This is a genomic window from Streptomyces sp. NPDC093064, assembly GCF_044754605.1.
In the GTDB taxonomy this organism is placed as follows: Bacteria; Actinomycetota; Actinomycetes; order Streptomycetales; family Streptomycetaceae; genus Streptomyces.
Map to the genome: position 1 here is coordinate 163,832 of NZ_JBIVPK010000006.1, position 15,435 is coordinate 179,266.

Annotated in this window: 15 protein-coding genes; 8 read left to right on the top strand and 7 right to left on the bottom strand. The window is 70.6% G+C overall.

Annotated elements, in window-relative coordinates:
* Nucleotides 1-17 precede the first annotated feature (17 nt).
* The 3 genes from ACIQFZ_RS10335 to ACIQFZ_RS10345 are packed head-to-tail and all read left to right on the top strand — an operon-like array spanning nucleotide 18 to nucleotide 3,561.
* On the top strand, nucleotides 18-854 hold the full coding sequence (locus ACIQFZ_RS10335) for a family 1 encapsulin nanocompartment shell protein (protein WP_383061178.1): 837 nt from the start codon (nucleotides 18-20) through the stop codon (nucleotides 852-854).
* Nucleotides 851-1,801 carry a lactate/malate family dehydrogenase gene (locus tag ACIQFZ_RS10340; RefSeq protein ID WP_365431661.1) on the top strand — a complete coding sequence of 317 codons (951 nt, stop codon included), beginning with the start codon at nucleotides 851-853 and terminating at the stop codon, nucleotides 1,799-1,801. The genes ACIQFZ_RS10335 and ACIQFZ_RS10340 overlap by 4 nt, the downstream gene beginning before the upstream one ends.
* Nucleotides 1,802-1,842: 41 nt before the next feature.
* Entirely contained in the window at nucleotides 1,843-3,561 is a 1,719-nt protein-coding gene (locus tag ACIQFZ_RS10345; RefSeq protein WP_402691039.1) for an alpha-keto acid decarboxylase family protein, read from the top strand.
* Nucleotides 3,562-3,627: 66 nt separating this feature from the next.
* Here ACIQFZ_RS10345 and ACIQFZ_RS10350 read toward each other — a convergent pair whose 3' ends face one another.
* The 5 genes from ACIQFZ_RS10350 to ACIQFZ_RS10370 form a co-directional block, all read right to left on the bottom strand.
* Nucleotides 3,628-4,248, bottom strand: coding sequence for an HAD-IA family hydrolase (locus ACIQFZ_RS10350; protein ID WP_383063456.1), 621 nt, complete (start codon nucleotides 4,246-4,248; stop codon nucleotides 3,628-3,630).
* 32 nt (nucleotides 4,249-4,280) lie between these two features.
* Nucleotides 4,281-4,583 carry a sulfurtransferase TusA family protein gene (locus ACIQFZ_RS10355; protein ID WP_383063453.1) on the bottom strand — a complete coding sequence of 101 codons (303 nt, stop codon included), beginning with the start codon at nucleotides 4,581-4,583 and terminating at the stop codon, nucleotides 4,281-4,283.
* Nucleotides 4,580-5,779, bottom strand: a complete 1,200-nt coding sequence (locus ACIQFZ_RS10360; protein ID WP_402691040.1) for a cysteine desulfurase family protein — start codon at nucleotides 5,777-5,779, stop codon at nucleotides 4,580-4,582. The genes ACIQFZ_RS10355 and ACIQFZ_RS10360 overlap by 4 nt, the downstream gene beginning before the upstream one ends.
* Nucleotides 5,776-6,444, bottom strand: coding sequence for a metalloregulator ArsR/SmtB family transcription factor (locus tag ACIQFZ_RS10365; protein WP_365432847.1), 669 nt, complete (start codon nucleotides 6,442-6,444; stop codon nucleotides 5,776-5,778). The genes ACIQFZ_RS10360 and ACIQFZ_RS10365 overlap by 4 nt, the downstream gene beginning before the upstream one ends.
* A gap of 113 nt (nucleotides 6,445-6,557) precedes the next feature.
* Nucleotides 6,558-7,820, bottom strand: coding sequence for an MFS transporter (locus ACIQFZ_RS10370; protein ID WP_402691041.1), 1,263 nt, complete (start codon nucleotides 7,818-7,820; stop codon nucleotides 6,558-6,560).
* 319 nt (nucleotides 7,821-8,139) lie between these two features.
* On the opposite strand from ACIQFZ_RS10370, the gene ACIQFZ_RS10375 reads away from it, so the two are divergent.
* Both ACIQFZ_RS10375 and ACIQFZ_RS10380 read left to right on the top strand, forming a co-directional pair.
* On the top strand, nucleotides 8,140-9,543 hold the full coding sequence (locus ACIQFZ_RS10375) for an MFS transporter (RefSeq protein WP_402691042.1): 1,404 nt from the start codon (nucleotides 8,140-8,142) through the stop codon (nucleotides 9,541-9,543).
* Nucleotides 9,544-9,635: 92 nt separating this feature from the next.
* Complete coding sequence (locus ACIQFZ_RS10380) at nucleotides 9,636-10,154, top strand: GNAT family N-acetyltransferase (RefSeq protein ID WP_402691043.1); 519 nt, start codon at nucleotides 9,636-9,638, stop codon at nucleotides 10,152-10,154.
* Nucleotides 10,155-10,178: 24 nt separating this feature from the next.
* Here ACIQFZ_RS10380 and ACIQFZ_RS10385 read toward each other — a convergent pair whose 3' ends face one another.
* Complete coding sequence (locus tag ACIQFZ_RS10385) at nucleotides 10,179-10,691, bottom strand: GNAT family N-acetyltransferase (RefSeq protein ID WP_402691044.1); 513 nt, start codon at nucleotides 10,689-10,691, stop codon at nucleotides 10,179-10,181.
* A gap of 191 nt (nucleotides 10,692-10,882) precedes the next feature.
* Here ACIQFZ_RS10385 and ACIQFZ_RS10390 point away from each other — a divergent pair, with 191 nt between their 5' ends.
* Nucleotides 10,883-11,116 carry a hypothetical protein gene (locus ACIQFZ_RS10390; RefSeq protein ID WP_365432862.1) on the top strand — a complete coding sequence of 78 codons (234 nt, stop codon included), beginning with the start codon at nucleotides 10,883-10,885 and terminating at the stop codon, nucleotides 11,114-11,116.
* Nucleotides 11,117-11,281: 165 nt separating this feature from the next.
* Here ACIQFZ_RS10390 and ACIQFZ_RS10395 read toward each other — a convergent pair whose 3' ends face one another.
* Nucleotides 11,282-12,649 (bottom strand): dicarboxylate/amino acid:cation symporter, encoded by a 1,368-nt coding sequence (locus ACIQFZ_RS10395; protein ID WP_376651486.1) that lies wholly within the window; start codon nucleotides 12,647-12,649, stop codon nucleotides 11,282-11,284.
* Between the two features lie 749 nt (nucleotides 12,650-13,398).
* On the opposite strand from ACIQFZ_RS10395, the gene ACIQFZ_RS10400 reads away from it, so the two are divergent.
* Together ACIQFZ_RS10400 and ACIQFZ_RS10405 are read left to right on the top strand one after the other, a co-directional pair.
* Nucleotides 13,399-13,923, top strand: a complete 525-nt coding sequence (locus ACIQFZ_RS10400; protein ID WP_365436848.1) for a transglycosylase SLT domain-containing protein — start codon at nucleotides 13,399-13,401, stop codon at nucleotides 13,921-13,923.
* A gap of 259 nt (nucleotides 13,924-14,182) precedes the next feature.
* A complete protein-coding gene (locus ACIQFZ_RS10405; protein ID WP_402691045.1) occupies nucleotides 14,183-15,433 on the top strand; it encodes a glycoside hydrolase family 3 N-terminal domain-containing protein in 1,251 nt (416 codons plus the stop codon).
* The last annotated feature ends 2 nt before the right edge of the window (nucleotides 15,434-15,435 follow it).

The following is a 15,435-nucleotide window of genomic DNA, read 5'->3' on the forward strand; positions in this document are numbered from 1 at the left end:
GGAGGCGAGCACTCGCGATGGACAATCTGCATCGTGAACTGGCACCCATCTCCGCCGCCGCGTGGGCCGATCTGGAGGAGGAGGCACGGCGTACGTTCAAGCGGCACGTCGCGGCCCGCCGCATCGTCGACGTGCCCGAGCCGTGCGGCCCGGAGCTGGCGGGTGTGGGGACCGGGCACCTGCGGACCGTGGCGGCGCCGGCCGAAGGGGTCGAGGCGCGGGTGCGGCGGTTCCAGCCGCTGGTCGAGCTGCGGGTGCCGTTCACCGTGGACCGGCAGCAGGTCGACGACGTCGCGCGCGGCGCCAAGGACGCGGACTGGCAGCCGGTCAAGGACGCGGCCCGGCAGATCGCCTTCGCCGAGGACCGCGCCGTGTTCGAGGGCTACCCGTCCGCGGACATCGCCGGTCTGCGGGAGAGTTCGTCCAACTCCGCCCTGACCCTGCCGGCCGAGGCGCGCCAGTACCCGGACATCGTCAGCAAGGCCCTGACCGCGCTGCGGCTCGCCGGTGTCGGCGGCCCGTACGCAGTGGCGCTGAGCGCCGCGGCGTACACCGCGGTCAGCGAGACGTCCGACTACGGCTACCCGATCATCAAACACATCGCCCGGGTGCTGGACGGCGACATCGTCTGGGCGCCCGCCATCGAGGGGGCCTTCCTGCTGTCGACGCGGGGCGGGGACTTCGAACTGCGCCTCGGCCAGGACCTGTCCATCGGTTACCTGTCGCACGACGACACCAGCATCCGGCTGTACTTCCAGGAGACACTGACCTTCCTTGTGTACACCGGCGAAGCCATAGTGACCGCAAGGGAGTTGACTCCTTCGTCCACCGCACCCGCTGAGGGGCGGGCATGAAGGCCGCCATCGTGGGGGCCGGCGCGGTCGGATCGGCCACGGCGCTGTCCCTGGTCGAACGCGGGGGAACCTGCCGGGAGATCGTGCTGATCGACCGCGACACCGCCCGGGCCGACGGCGTGGCCGCCGACCTGCGCTACGCCGCTCCGCTGTCCCCCACGGTCGACGTACGCTCCGGCGGCTACGGTGACCTGGCCGGGGCCGCCGTCGTCGCCATCACCGCGGGGGTCAACGAGAAGGCCGGCGGCGCCACCGACCGGTCCGAGCCGCAGGGGCGCCTGCGGCTGCTGGAGACCAATGCCAGGGTCTTCGCCGACGTCGTCCCCCAGGTGGTCGCGGTCGCGCCGGATGCGGTGCTGATGGTGGTCACCGACCCACCGGACCCGCTGGCCGACCTCACCCGTCATCTCGCCGGGCACGACCGGGTGTTCTCGACCGGCACCCTCATCGACAGTCTCCGGTTCCGTGTGCAGCTCGCCGACCGCCTGCGGGTGCGGCCCCGTGACGTGCAGGCCCTTGTGGTGGGCGAACACGGCACCTCCGAGGTGCTGTTGTGGTCCTCGGCGGGTGTCGGCGGCATCCCCGTCGCCGAACTGCTCGCCCAGGACGGCCGGTCGGTCGAGGACATACGCGAAGAGGTCGAGAACGACATCCGGTACGCCAACATCACCATCATCGAGGGCACCGGCGCGAGCCAGTACGGCATCGGCGCCGTCTCCGCCCGGCTCGTCGAGGCCGTCCTGCGCAACGAGCGCGCCGTGCTGCCGGTGGCCGCGTACTCCTCCGCTCACAAGGTCACGCTCTCCCTGTCCAGCGTTCTCGGAGCGGGCGGCGTGCAGCAGATGCACGAGCCCGCCATGACGTCCGAGGAGCGAGGGGCCCTGGAGGAGAGCGCCCGGGTGCTGCGCGAAGCGGCCGAGCGGGCCATTGCCGTGGGGGCGACTTGAGCCGGGGGTTCCCGACGAACGGCCTGACAGGGACGGACACCATGACGACTACGACCGCATCATCCAGGAGCGCGCCTTCGACGACGAGCATCGGTGACTTCCTCCTGCGGCGCTTGCGGGAGGTGGGTATCGGGCACCTGTTCGGTGTCGCGGGTGATTACAACCTCGAGTTCCTCCTTCAGATGGAGGACGGCCACGACTTCATGTGGGTCGGCAACTGCAACGAGTTGAACGCCGCCTACGCCGCCGACGGGTACGCGCGGATGAACGGGATCTCCGGACTCGTCGTGACGCACGGCGTCGGGGCGTGGAGCGCCATCAACGGTGTCGCGGGCGCCTACAGCGAGCACGTACCCGTCGTCTGCGTCTGCGGATCGGTTCCGCTGAAGGCGCTGGACCGCAGGCTGCGGATGCACCACACCTCCGGGGAGCCCGAATACGACGACGTGATGCGCGGTTACGCGCAGGTCACCGCGGCACAGGCCCGGCTGACGCCGCAGAACGCCGTGCGGGAGATCGACCGGCTCATCCTGACCGCCTGGCAGCGCAAGCTCCCGGTCTACATGGAGCTGCCCTCCGACATCGCGCACCTGGACGTCGAGGTTCCGGCGGAACCGCTGGTGCTCGCGATGTCGAGGAGCGACCCGGAGCGGCTGACGGCGTGTGCCGACGCGATCGTCGCGCGTCTCGCCAACGCCCGTTCGCCCGCGATCCTGCTCGACCTCGACGCCGACCGCTTCCAGGTGACCGGTGAACTGCTGGAGCTGGCCGCCAAGCTGAAGGCCCCGGTCGCGGCCATGAACACCTGCAAGGGTCTCGTCGACGAGAACAACCCGTATTTCCTAGGCCTTTACGCGGGCTCGGGCAGCAAGCCCGAGATCCGCGAGGCGGTGGAGAACAGCGACGGGCTGCTGGCGATCGGAGTGCGGCGGGTGGACACCACCTGCGGCGGCTTCAGCGACGCGCTTCCCACGGGGCGGATCGACGCCCGCGGTGACAGCGTGGACATCGGCCCGGACAGCTACCAGGGCGTGTACCTGAAGGAGCTGCTCCGCCGGGTCGCCGACGGCGCCCCGGCCAAGGAATCCGGATACGCACGGCCGGCCGGCACGCCGCGGGAACCCAGTGCTGTGGCGGGATCCGATCCGCTGGCCCAGGCGGCGTACTGGAGCATCGTCCAGGACTTCGTCCGCGAGGGCGACGTGCTCATCACCGAGGACGGCACCTCCGAGGCCGGCTGCTGGGGCCTGGACCTGCCGCCGCGGTGCTCCATCGTCACCCAGGCCGTCTGGGGTTCGATCGGTTACAGCGTGGGATCGGTCCTGGGCACACTCCTGGCCGCACCGGAGCGCCGCCACCTGCTGTTCGTGGGCGACGGATCCTTCCAGCTCACGGCGCAGGAGGTGTCGACCATGCTCAGGCACGACCTGAAGCCCGTCATCTTCCTGATCAACAACGGCGGTTACACCATCGAGCGCACCATCTGCGGAAAGGACGGGCGCTTCAACGACATCGCCAACTGGGCGTACGCCGACCTGCCGAAGGTCCTCCATCCGGGGACGAACGCCCGGACAGCCGTCGTACGGACCCCGGCCGAGCTGAAGGAGGCGCTGGCCGCACCGCACGACAGCATGCTGTTCATCGAAGCCGTCATGGACAAGTACGACGCCCCGCCGACCGCCATCGAGTCCGGACACCGCATGGCGGACATCGACTACGGCCCACGCGGCCCCCAACACCGCCCGGGCGTCCAGATGTGACCGCCTCGAGACGGCATGGGCGACGTCGGCCCGGCCGGCAACCTCGCAGTGCCGGCCGGGCCGACGTCATCCGCGGGAGGAACGCCCTGGAACCGAGGGCCCGGCGTCCAGATGAGCCGCGATGCGTGCGATCGTCCGGGCGTTGTCCTCGAACAGATGCGCCTTCATGCCCGCCGCCCGGGCGGCCTCGACGTTGGCCGCCGCATCGTCGACGAAGAGACAGTTCCGCGGCGATACATCCAGGCTCTCGCATGCAGCCTCAAAGGCCCGCGCGTCGGGTTTGCCGACACCGATCTCGTGCGAGTAGACGATCTGCTCGACCAGTTCGTCGAAGCGGTACATCTCCGTCTCTCGCTCCCGGGCACCGACGAAACTGTTGCTCAGGATGCCGAGCCTGCATCGCCCACGCAGCGCCCGCACGTAAGAGATGAGTTCCTCGTTCGGTGTCGCCAGGTACTCGTGCCAGAGGTCGGCCATGAAGGCTTCGACCTGGGGTGCGTCGAGACGCAAGCGCGCTGCCACTTCCTCGCGCACCTCTCGTTCGCCGACACTCCCCACGCTTCCGGCGGCCCACACGTCGCGCATCCGCTCTGTCACCGTACCCAGTGGCAACTCCAGCCGTTCTTCCCACCGTTGCACCCATCCCGTGGCGGGCGTGAACTCCAGCACGCCGCCGATGTCGAGCATGACGCAGGTCGGGTTCACATGAACTCCCGCTGTTAGGGGGTCGGTTCGGTGGTGTGCCAGGGGGCGTTGGGGTGGGTGGGGCGGGCGTTGGTGGTCAGGCGGAGGGCGTAGACCGGGGGTTCGGTGGTGTGGGGGACGGGGCCGAGGTAGTGGTGGCCGGTCATGTGGCACCAGGCGGGGAGGTCGAGCGGGGCGGCGGGGTCGGTGGCGATGACGTGTACGTGGGTGCCGGGGGCGGCGCCGTCGATGGCGGCGCGGAGTCTGAGCAGGAGCGTGACGCACAGGAGTCCGGTGCCGTCGACCGTGATGTCCGCCTCGCCGGCGGCGGCGGTCACCGGGTGCCTGCCACGGAGGCGTTCGTCGCGTCGGTGACCGCGGCGGCGATCGCGGTCGCGGCTGCCGTGATCTCGTCCCGGGTGGTCCAGCGGCCGAGGGAGAGCCGGACGGCTTCCAGGGCCCGCACGGGATCGGTGCCCATGGCGGTGAGGACCGGCGAGGGGGTGTGGGTGCCACTGTGGCACGCCGAGCCGGTGGACGCGGCGATCCGGGGTGCGCCGTCCAGGACGCGGTGTCCCGGTACGCCGTCGATGCTGATGTTCAGCGTGTTCGGCAGCCGCTGTTCGACGGGCCCGTTGAGACGGACCCGTCCGGGCAGGGCGTCCACGAGTCGCTGGTGCAGTTCGTCGCGGAGGTCCCTGATCCGCTCGTGCGCACCGTCGGCGAGGTCGTCGGCGGCGAGCTGCGCGGCCGCGCCCAGGGCTACGGCGAGGGCGACGTTCTCGGTGCCGGCGCGCAGCCCGCGTTCCTGGCCTCCGCCGTAGACGACCGGCTCCAGTCGCACGCCGTCGCGCACGAACAGGGCGGCCGCACCCTTGGGCGCGTACATCTTGTGCCCGACGACCGTGAGCAGGTCGGCGCCCAACTCCCGTACGTCCAGCGGAATTTTCCCGGCGGCCTGAGCGGCGTCGCAGTGGAACAGCGCTCCGGCCCGGTGGGCGGCGTCGGCCAGTTCCCTCACCGGCTGGAGGGCGCCGGTCTCGTTGTTGGCGACCATGACCGAGACCAGCACGGTGCCCTCGTCGAGCGCGGCGGTCAGCGCGGCCGGGTCGACAACGCCCTCGCGGTCGACAGGCAGCACCGTGATCCGTGCGTCGTGGAGGCGTTCGAGGGCCTGGCAGGTGGCGAGGATCGCCGGATGTTCGGTGGCCTGGGTGATGACGTGGGGGCGGGTCCGGGTGGCGGCCAGGGTGGCTCCGCGCAGGGCGAGCAGGTCGGCCTCGGAGCCGGAGGCGGTGAAGACGATCTCGCCCGGTCGGGCACCGATCAGCTCGGCGACCCGGGTGCGCGCCGCCGTGAGGGCGCGGCGGGGTTCGCTGCCGTAGGGGTGGGTGCTGGAGGGGTTGCCGAAGTGGCCGGTCAGGTGGGGCAGCATCGCTTCCACGACGCGCGGGTCGACGGGTGTGGTGGCGTTGTAGTCGAGGTAGACCGGTCCGCCGGTCAGGCCCGGGGGCGGCGGCGGACGGTGGGTCATGCGCCGGCTCCCGCGTCCACGGGCAGCTCCGCCAGGCGCCATTCGAGCATGCCGTCGTTGAGGCGGATGGCTCGGCGTCCGTTCTCGCTGAGGAGGCGGACCGCGTCGTGGGCGAGGACGCAGTATTCGCCGCGGCAGTAGACGACGACCTCGGCGTCCTCGGGCAGTTCACCGACGCGGTCGGCCAGTTCCTCGACGGGGATGGAGACGGCGCCGGGAATGTGCCCGGCCCGGTACTCCTCGACCGGGCGCACATCCAGGAGCACCACCTGCCCGGATTCCGCGCGGGTCCGCAGCTCGTCCCGGGTGACCGTGCGACCGCCACTGTCGCCGAGGTAGGCGTCGCGGGCGGCCGGAACGCCGGCCTGATGGGTCTCGGCGACCTTGCGCAGCAGGGCGAACAACTCGGCGACATCGTCGCCGGCGAGCCGGTAGTGGATGCGTACGCCCTCACGCCGGGTGCTGACGAACCCGGCCTGCTTGAGGGTCTGGAGGTGCGCGGAGGCGGTCGTCAGGTTCAGTCCCGCCGCCTTCGCGAGCGCGTCGACCGTGCGCTCGCCCTGGGCGAGGAGGTCGAGCAGTTCCAGCCGCTTCCCGCTGGCCAGCGCCTTCCCGCTGGCCGCGAACGCGTCGTAGAGCCGCGCCTTCGTGGCCGTCTCCGCCATGATCTGCTCCCTTTCCTCCAAAATTCTATGGAATATGGTACCCGAGCTGCCGCCGGACAGCTGGGGGTCGTGGCGTTCGCCGCACGGGCGGCCGTGCCGTCCTCTTCACCGGTTCACCGGCTGTGGGCGGTGACGGCGATCGCCGGGAGGACGGCCAGGGCGAGGACACCACCGGTCAGGGCGAGGACGGGATAGCCGGCGAGGTCGACGACGATGCCGGAGGCCAGTCCTCCGGTGGCGCCCGCGATGGCGATGGAGACGTCGACCATGCCCTGGGTCTTGGCGCGGGTCGCCAGCGGCACCGCGTCGGTGATGATCGCGGTTCCCGAGACCAGGCCGAAGTTCCAGCCGAGACCGAGCAGCGCCAGGGCGAGCGCCAGCAGGGCGACGGAGTCGCCGGGGACGACGGCGGCGACCAGGCCCGCGACGAGGAGGGTGACCCCGGAGGCGGCGGCGAGCGCGATGCGGCCGTAGCGGTCGACGAGGCGGCCGGTCAGCGGCGAGGGCAGGTACATCGCGCCGACGTGGATGGCGATGACCAGGCCGGAGGCGGCGGTGCCGTGACCGTGGTCGTGCATGTGGACCGGGGTCATGGTCATCACCGCGACCATGACGAGTTGAGTGAGGATCATGACCAGGGCCCCGAGCACGACGCCGCCGCGCGGCTTCGCCGACGCCTCCTCGGCGGCCGGGCCGGCCTGCGCCGGCCGCGCGGCGGGGGCCTGCTCCGCTTCGGCGAGGGTGCGGGCCAGCAGGAGGGGGTCGGGGCGCAGCCAGAGGGCCAGGACGACGGCGGCCGCCGCGTACGCGGCCCCGGCGAGAAGGAAGGGCCCGGCCAGACGGGGGATGCCGAGGGCGGCGGCGAGGTCGCCGGTGGGGGCGGCGAGGTTGGGGCCGACGACGCCGCCGAGGGTGGTGGCGACCAGGACGGTGGACACGGCGCGGGCACGGTGGGTGGGAGCGGCGAGGTCGGCTCCGGCGTAGCGGGCCTGGAGGTTGGTGGCGGTCCCGGCACCGTAGACGAACAGCGCGATGAACAGCAGGACGGGGCTGCCGAGGCCCACGGCGGCGAGGACACCGGCACTGCCGACCGCGCCGGTGAGGTATCCGGCGGCCAGGCCGGGGCGGCGACCCCGGGCCTGGGATATACGGCCGACGCCTATCGCGGCGAGCGCGCTGCCCGCGGTGAACAGGGCGCTGGGCAGTCCGGCCAGACCCGTGGTGCCGAGCATGTCCTGAGCCAGCAGGGCTCCGACGGTGATGCCCGCCGCGAGCCCCGCCCCGCTGAGGATCTGGGAGGCGACGAGGACTTTCAGGATGCGGCGCTGCACGTCGGGGCCGGCGGCAAGAGTGGACGAAGCTGCGGTGCTCGTCACGGGTGGGTCTCCTTTCGATGGCGGACAGTTCCCGCCACCCGGTGGGAAGGGGTGCGGGCCGGGCGCCCAGGCGTGGTCAGGCGTCGAGTGCCTGGGCGCGGTCGGCCCATCAGGTCGGCAGGGTCCAGGCCGTCGACGGACCCCGGGCATGGTTCTCGGTCATGTTTCTCCTTGTGGCGGCGGACGGGACGGTCGCACGTCTCCACGGCACCCCTCCGATCAGGCTTTATACCGTCCGAAGACGGATGTGTGCCCCTCAGCGAGGACCCCGACGACACTCTTCCATAAATCCATGGAATATCGTAGGTGGCGGCGGTGCGTGCCACCACATGCACTCCCCTCGTATCTCGTCCTGGACGGCCGCACCGGCCTGGCCGTCCTCGACGGCGGGCCCGCCGACCACGGCGCCACCACCGGCGGGCACCTCACGCAAGACACAGGAGAGCGACCGATGACCACCCCTCCCACCGTCGAGGCCTCGGCGGCCCCCGCGCCGGTACGGCTGGGCCTGCGGGAGAACTGGCTTCAGTTCACCCTGCTCGTCGTCGTCAACACCTGTGTGGGCGGCCTGGTCGGGCTGGAGCGCACGACGGTGCCGCTCATCGGCACCGGGGTCTTCCATCTCACCAGCGACCTGGCCGTGTTCTCCTTCATCGTCGCCTTCGGCATGACCAAGGCGTTCACGAACCTCGCCGCCGGGGCGCTCACCGCGCGTTTCCGCCGCAAGCAACTGCTGATGGCGGGCTGGCTCATCGGGATCCCCGTGCCCTTCGTCCTCGCCTGGGCACCCTCGTGGGGCTGGATCGTCGCCGCGAACGTCCTGCTCGGCGTCAACCAGGGCCTGACCTGGTCGATGACCGTGAACATGAAGATCGACCTCGTGGGCCCCGCCCGCCGGGGCCTCGCCACCGGTCTGAACGAAGCCGCCGGGTACGCCGCCGTGGGCGCCACCGCCCTGCTCACCGGCTACCTCACCACGTCCTACGGCCTGCGCCCCGCGCCCGAGCTGATCGGCGTCGTCTTCGTCGTGGCCGGACTGGCCCTGTCCGTCGTCGTCCGCGACACCGCCGCGCATGTCGCCCTCGAACTCTCCCAACACCCCGCGCTTGTGCCCGCGGAGCGGAACACCGGCCTCGCACAGGCTTTCGCCCGCACCTCCTGGCGCCACCGCTCCCTGCGCGGCGCCAGCCAGGCAGGCCTGATCAACAATCTCAACGACGGCCTCACCTGGGGCGTCTTCCCCCTGCTGTTCACCGACCACGGCCTCGGTCTCGCCGCCGTCGGCCTGATCAAGGGCCTGTATCCGCTGCTGTGGGGCTTCGGGCAGATCGCCACCGGCCACTACGCCGACCGCGTCGGCCGCAAACCCCTCATCGTCACCGGCATGCTGGTCCAGGCCGCCGGCTTCGTCCTCGCCCTCGCCCTGCTCCCGCGCCCCCTGCTCGCCGGCATCGTCTCCGCCGTCTTCCTCGGCATCGGCACCGCCATGGTCTACCCCGCCCTGATCGCCTCCGTCTCCGACCACGCCCACCCCACCTGGCGGGCCAACGCGCTGGGTACCTACCGGTTCTGGCGCGACGTCGGCTACGCCGCCGGAGCCCTCGTCGCCGGTGTCCTCTCCGACGCCCTCGGCCTGAACGCCACCGTCATCGCGGCCGCGGCCCTCACCGCCGCCTCCGGCCTGCTCGCCGCCCGCTGGATCACCGACCGCCCCGCCCACTGACCCTCCGCACACCGCGTCCCGGAAAGGTACGCGTCCCCGCCGACCGCCTCCCCGGCAGCCGCAGCCGACGCCCGCATGGTTGAGTTGCGGGCATGAGCACCCTCGCGGCCCACCCCATCAGCACCAGGCGGCTGGACCTGCTGCCGCTGCACGTCGAGCACGCCGAGGAGATGGCCGCGGTGCTGTCCGATCCGGCCCTGCACGCCTTCATCGGCGGCACGCCGGACACCCCGCGAGCCCTGCGCTCGCGCTACGAGCGCATGACGGCCGGCTCTCCCGATCCGGCCGTCTCCTGGCTGAACTGGGTGATCCGGCTCCGGGAGGAGTCCTGCCTGACGGGCACGGTTCAGGCGACGGTCAGCCCCTCCGGCCACGGGCCCGTCGCCGAGATCGCCTGGGTGGTGGGGACCCCGTGGCAGGGACGAGGCATCGCCGGCGAGGCCGCACGGGCACTCGTCGACTGGCTGGGCCGCCGGCCGGTGCGGACCGTCGTCGCCCACATTCACCCCGACCATCGGGCATCCGCTGCCGTCGCCACCGCCGCCGGGCTCGCGCCCACCGACGCATGGCACGAAGGCGAGCGCCGTTGGTGCCTGAGCGTCAGACCATGACTCCGGCACGCTGCGTCACGGGCTTCAGCGCACCAGTTCGTCGGCCAGGAGGTCCATCAGAAGGCCGTCGTGCCAGGTGCCGTCCGTGCCGCGCTCGTACTGCCGCATGATGCCCACGGGCCGGAAACCGGCCTTGGTGTAGCAGCGGATCGCCGCCGTGTTGTCGGCCGCCGGGTCGATGACCAGGCGGTGGTAGCCGTGGGTGTCGACGAGATGACAGGCCAGGGTCCGTACGGCGTCGGTGCCCAGGCCCCTGCCGTGCACCGCGGGATCGAGGAAGATGTCGATGCCCGCGTGCCGGTAGTCCGGCTCCTCCTCGGCATGCCACTGGATCACGCCGATGGGCCGCTCCCGGAAGTCGACGGTCAGGCACCGGGTGTGAGGGTCCTCCAGATCGGCCGCGATGTCCGCCGCGAGGTCGTCCCCGCCCCTCCACCGTGCACGTACTTCCGGTGTGGCCCGTATCTCGGCCAGGGCGGGGATGTCCTCGCGGGCCGTGGGGCGGAGGACCACAAAGGCGCCGCGCAGCTCGGTCATGACCGGGAACTTTACGGGAGTCGGCCACGCGCGGTGTGTTCGCATTCTCGCGGCGCCCCAAGGCCGATGTGCGGGCCGATAGTTGCGATCGCGGGCGCGAGCCTGCACGTGATCGACATGCGGGCTGCGGGGGGCGGTGCCAAGAATCGATCTGAGAGGCAGTGACGCCGACTACAGAAAGGCAGTCGATCATGCGAAGCAGGATCATACGCGCTCTGACCGCCAGCGTCGCCGCAGGCATGCTCGCCAGCGGAGCAGCCGTGGCCTCTACAGGAACCGCCTTCGCGGTGCCGGCGAACGCCAAGGTGTCCGACAGCCACCACGCGTCCGCATCGGACCCCACCAAGACGCCGCGCCACAAGAGGTGCCCGAAGGGTAAGCACTACACGAAGGTCCACGGCAAGTGGGGCTGCCACAAGAAGTAGCCGCCGTGCCGGACGCCGGGGACATTCGGCCGACATCCGTGCCGACTGCGCCACTCCCCGGCGCCTGTCGTCACGCGCGGTTCCCGCCCTCGGAACGCACCTCCGCCCTGCCGGCCAACAGCCGTCAGGGCGGAGGAGGTTGTGAACCCGGAATGAGGCGGGGCGTCAGACGGACACCGGGGCGGCCAGCTTCGGGTCGTCGTAAAGGCTCTCGGCCTGCTTCGGGTCGTCGTAGAGGCTCTCCGCGTGGTCGGCCGGGGAGGCCGAGGCGTTGTCGTACTTCGAGTGGTCCAGGATCTTCTCACGGGCCGAGACGAGCACCGGGACGAGCGCCTGCCCCGCGACGTTGGTCGCCGTGCGCATCATGTCCAGGATCGGGTCGATGGCGAGGAGCAGGCCCACGCCCTCCATCGGCAGGCCGAGGGTGGACAGGGTGAGCGTCAGCATGACGGTCGCGCCCGTCAGACCGGCGGTGGCCGCCGAGCCGATCACCGAGACGAAGGCGATGAGCAGGTACTCCTTGATGCCGAGCTGCACATCGAAGATCTGGGCCACGAAAATCGCGGAAATGGCCGGGTAGATGGCCGCGCAGCCGTCCATCTTGGTCGTCGCGCCGAACGGCACGGCGAAGGAGGCGTAGTCCTTCGGGACGCCGAGGCGGATCGCCGACTGCTGGGTGACCGGCATGGTGCCGACCGAGGAGCGCGAGACGAACGCCAACTGGATGGCGGGCCAGGCGCCCTTGAAGAACTGGATCGGGTTCAGCTTCCCGACGACGGCGAGCAGCAGCGGGTAGACGCCGAACAGGACCAGGGCGCAGCCGATGTAGATGTCGGCGGTGAAGGTCGCGTAGTTGCCGAGCAGGTTCCAGCCGTACTGCACGATGGCGCGGCCGATGAGGCCCGCGGAGCCGATCGGGGCGAGCAGGATCACCCACCACAGGGCCTTCTGGAGCAGCTCCAGGATGGACTCGGAGAGCGTGAGGACCGGCTGGGCCTTAGGGCCGATCTTGAGGATCGCGATACCGGCGACGACCGCCATGAAGACGATCTGAAGCACGTTGAGCTCGGTGAACGGCGTGATGACGTCGGTCGGGATGATGCCGGTGAGGAAGTCGAGCCAGCTGCCGGCGTGGTCCGGCTTGCCACCGTCGGCCGGGGTGAGGGCGGAGCCGGAACCCGGGTTGGAGACCAGCCCGATGACGAGGCCGATGACGACCGCGATCAACGAGGTGATCATGAACCAGAGGAGGGTGCGGCCGGCCAGGCGGGCCGCGTTGTTGACCTTCCGCAGATTGGTGATCGACACCATGATCGCGAAGAAGACCAGCGGTGCCACGGCCAGCTTCAGAAGCTGCACGAAGATGCCGCCCACCTTGTCGAGGGTGGTGGCGAGCCAGGACACGTCGTAGGTGCGGGCGACGAAGCCGAGGACCAGGCCGACGACGAGACCGAGCAGGACTTGGGCCCAGAAGGGGACGGGTATCCGGAAGCCGGAGTTCGCGGGCTTCGGATCAGCGGTGTTCGCGGACACGGACACACTCCAGTAGGGACGCGCGGAAAGATGAGTTCGAGCGGGGACTTACAGGAGCGGCGCGCAGAAGAGACGTCAACAGCGCCGCTGCATCGATGAGTTCGCGGTCAGGCGCGACAAGCCGCGGACACGCAGCGGCAGAGATCGACATGCAGGCGCGCCACGAGCGATACGCCCATGACGGCACGGCAGACGCCATAGGAGGCGTCTGCGCGGTACGCGGCTGCTGTCTTCACGGTAAAACGTTAACACTTCTACTTTGAGAACCTCAAAGGGACCCTTTGGATCGAGGGTGCCCTTTTCCTGCCTTGCGGGGACCCCCTCCCTCCGGGGCGCCGGCTCCCGCAGGGATGCCCTTCCGCTGAAGCGCCGACATCCGGCCTGTTTTCTGCGCCACTGGGGCCCGAACAACGGCCTCAAGAGGCCCGCGGATGTGATGCCACCCATAGGAGCCAGATCACGTCCTAAGCCCGGTCGTAGCGAGCATGTCGCCCCAAGCAGCGAAGAAAGCCCCACTGTAGAACATTTCGGGCATTTACTACGTAGTCGGGTAGTACGTCACATCATTGCGCCCCGTCCGGCCGACGGCTAAACATTGCTGTCGTTGCTCCGAGCCACGGGACGGACGACCCGGCGAACTCCGCCGGCTCCACCCGCGGCCAGTGCAGCGCGGGGCTCCGCCCCCACGCCGCCGCAATCGATTGCGGTGGCACCCCTGACGACGTCCCCCACTGGAGGGTTACTTCCGTATGACCACGGCCACTCGCACCAACCGCTTCGCCCGCCTGCGCACCCTCACCCTCACTGGCATCGCCACGACCGGCGCCGCTGCCGCCGCCCTGACCCTGATGCCGTCGCCCGCACAGGCAGCCGAAGCGACCCAGGTGCACGGCTCCGTGGCCGCGGCCCGCTCCAGCGAAAGCCACACCGCCTACAGCGGCAAGACCGGCTACGGCAACAACCTCGACGGCTGGATCAAGCAGTCCCTGGCCATCATGAAGGCCAAGGGCATCCCCGGTAGCTACGAGGGCCTGCACCGCAACATCATGCGCGAGTCCGGGGGCAACCCCAACGCCCAGAACAACTGGGACATCAACGCCCGCAAGGGCACCCCCTCCAAGGGTCTCCTCCAGGTCATCTCCCCCACGTTCAACGCCTACCACGTCGCCGGCACGGCCCACAGCCTCACCGACCCGGTGGCCAACATCACCGCGGCGGCCAACTACGCGGCCCACCGGTACGGTTCCATCGACAGGGTCAACTCCGCGTACTGATCCCGCCCACGCGGTACTGATCCAGCGCACGCACACGCGCACGAAAGGGCCGGTGCCGGCAGCGACAACCGCTGCCGGCACCGGCCCTTTCCGTCACTGGAGGCTTCGGCACCCTGTGTAGTCACCGAAGGGGCGGACAAATGCCCAATAAAGTACCGTGAGATGGTCGTGGCGAGCGCGGCTCGCCACGAGGAAACAGCCGCGAGACAGGCGGCTGGGGGGGAGGCCACCGCACCCGCACAGGCCAGGAGACGAACCCATGACATCACGTGTCCGGCAGATCAGGAGCCGCCGTTCCACAGCCCTGCGCTGCGCGGCACCGCTGGTCACCCTGGCGCTGGCCGCCACCGGCTGCGGTGCGTCGGTCACGCCCGGGCGAATAGGCGACTCACCCCGCTCCCCCACCACCAGCGACGCACCCCCCGCCGCGGCGAGCACGCCCTCGCCGACACAGGCCGCCACCTGCACCGACCGCTACTTCTCCGGAATGACCACCGCTCAGCGGGTCGGGCAGCTCCTCATGGGCGGGATCTCCGCGGCCCACCCCGACCAGGCCCAGCTGCGCACCCTGCGCGACAACCACGTGGGCGCCATCATGCTGACCGGCCGCAGCACCGCCGGCACGGCGGCGACCAGGAAGACGGTCGACGGCTTCCGGGCCCAAGCGGACCAGGTCGGCGGCCGCCGCGTCGGCCTGCTGGTCTCCACCGACCAGGAGGGCGGCCAGGTACAGGTACTGAACGGCCCCGGCTTCTCGGCCATACCCAACGGCCTGACCCAGGGCAGCTGGCCGACCGCGACACTGCGCAGCCAGGCCGCCGGATGGGCCAAGCAGATGAAGGCCGCCGGGGTCGACCTCAACCTGGCGCCGATCGCCGACGTGGTGCCGGCCGCCCTGGGCACCCGCAACATGCCCATCGGGTCCTTCAAGCGGGAGTACGGCCACACCCCGGAGACCGTGACCTCCCACTCCGGCGCCTTCGCCGCGGGCTTCGCGCAGTCGGGCGTGATGACCACGCTCAAGCACTTTCCCGGGCTGGGCCAGGTGATCGGCAACACCGACACCACGGCCAACGTGGTGGACTCGGTGACGACCGCGAGCAGCTCCAGCCTTCAGCCCTTCCAGGCCGGGATACGGGCCGGCTCCCCCTTCGTGATGGTCTCGTCGGCCACCTACACCAAGATCGACCCCAAGCACCTGGCGGCCTTCTCACCGACGGTCATCGGTGAGCTGCTGCGCGGCAAGCTCGGCTTCAAGGGCGTGGTGATCTCGGACGACATCGGGAACGCGGTCGCGGTGCGGTCCTTCAGCCCCGCCCAGCGGGCCGTGAACTTCATCGCGGCGGGCGGAAACATGATCCTCACGGTGCGGCCGAGCACCGTGCCCGCGATGACGCAGGCCATCGAGGCCCGGATGCGGCAGGACGCGTCCTTCCGAGCCAAGGTCGACGACAGCGTGCGTCGGATCCTGGCCGCCAAGCAGTCCGCGGGACTGCTCGACTGCCACTGAGG

Excerpts from the sequence above, each read along its gene's own strand:
- ACIQFZ_RS10335 (WP_383061178.1), top strand. The coding sequence starts at position 18 with ATGGACAATCTGCATCGTGAACTGGCACCCATCTCCGCCGCCGCGTGG.
- ACIQFZ_RS10340 (WP_365431661.1), top strand. The coding sequence starts at position 851 with ATGAAGGCCGCCATCGTGGGGGCCGGCGCGGTCGGATCGGCCACGGCG.
- ACIQFZ_RS10345 (WP_402691039.1), top strand. The coding sequence starts at position 1,843 with ATGACGACTACGACCGCATCATCCAGGAGCGCGCCTTCGACGACGAGC.
- ACIQFZ_RS10350 (WP_383063456.1), bottom strand. The coding sequence starts at position 4,248 with ATGCTCGACATCGGCGGCGTGCTGGAGTTCACGCCCGCCACGGGATGG.
- ACIQFZ_RS10360 (WP_402691040.1), bottom strand. The coding sequence starts at position 5,779 with ATGACCCACCGTCCGCCGCCGCCCCCGGGCCTGACCGGCGGACCGGTC.
- ACIQFZ_RS10365 (WP_365432847.1), bottom strand. The coding sequence starts at position 6,444 with ATGGCGGAGACGGCCACGAAGGCGCGGCTCTACGACGCGTTCGCGGCC.
- ACIQFZ_RS10380 (WP_402691043.1), top strand. The coding sequence starts at position 9,636 with ATGAGCACCCTCGCGGCCCACCCCATCAGCACCAGGCGGCTGGACCTG.
- ACIQFZ_RS10385 (WP_402691044.1), bottom strand. The coding sequence starts at position 10,691 with ATGACCGAGCTGCGCGGCGCCTTTGTGGTCCTCCGCCCCACGGCCCGC.
- ACIQFZ_RS10390 (WP_365432862.1), top strand. The coding sequence starts at position 10,883 with ATGCGAAGCAGGATCATACGCGCTCTGACCGCCAGCGTCGCCGCAGGC.
- ACIQFZ_RS10400 (WP_365436848.1), top strand. The coding sequence starts at position 13,399 with ATGACCACGGCCACTCGCACCAACCGCTTCGCCCGCCTGCGCACCCTC.
- ACIQFZ_RS10405 (WP_402691045.1), top strand. The coding sequence starts at position 14,183 with ATGACATCACGTGTCCGGCAGATCAGGAGCCGCCGTTCCACAGCCCTG.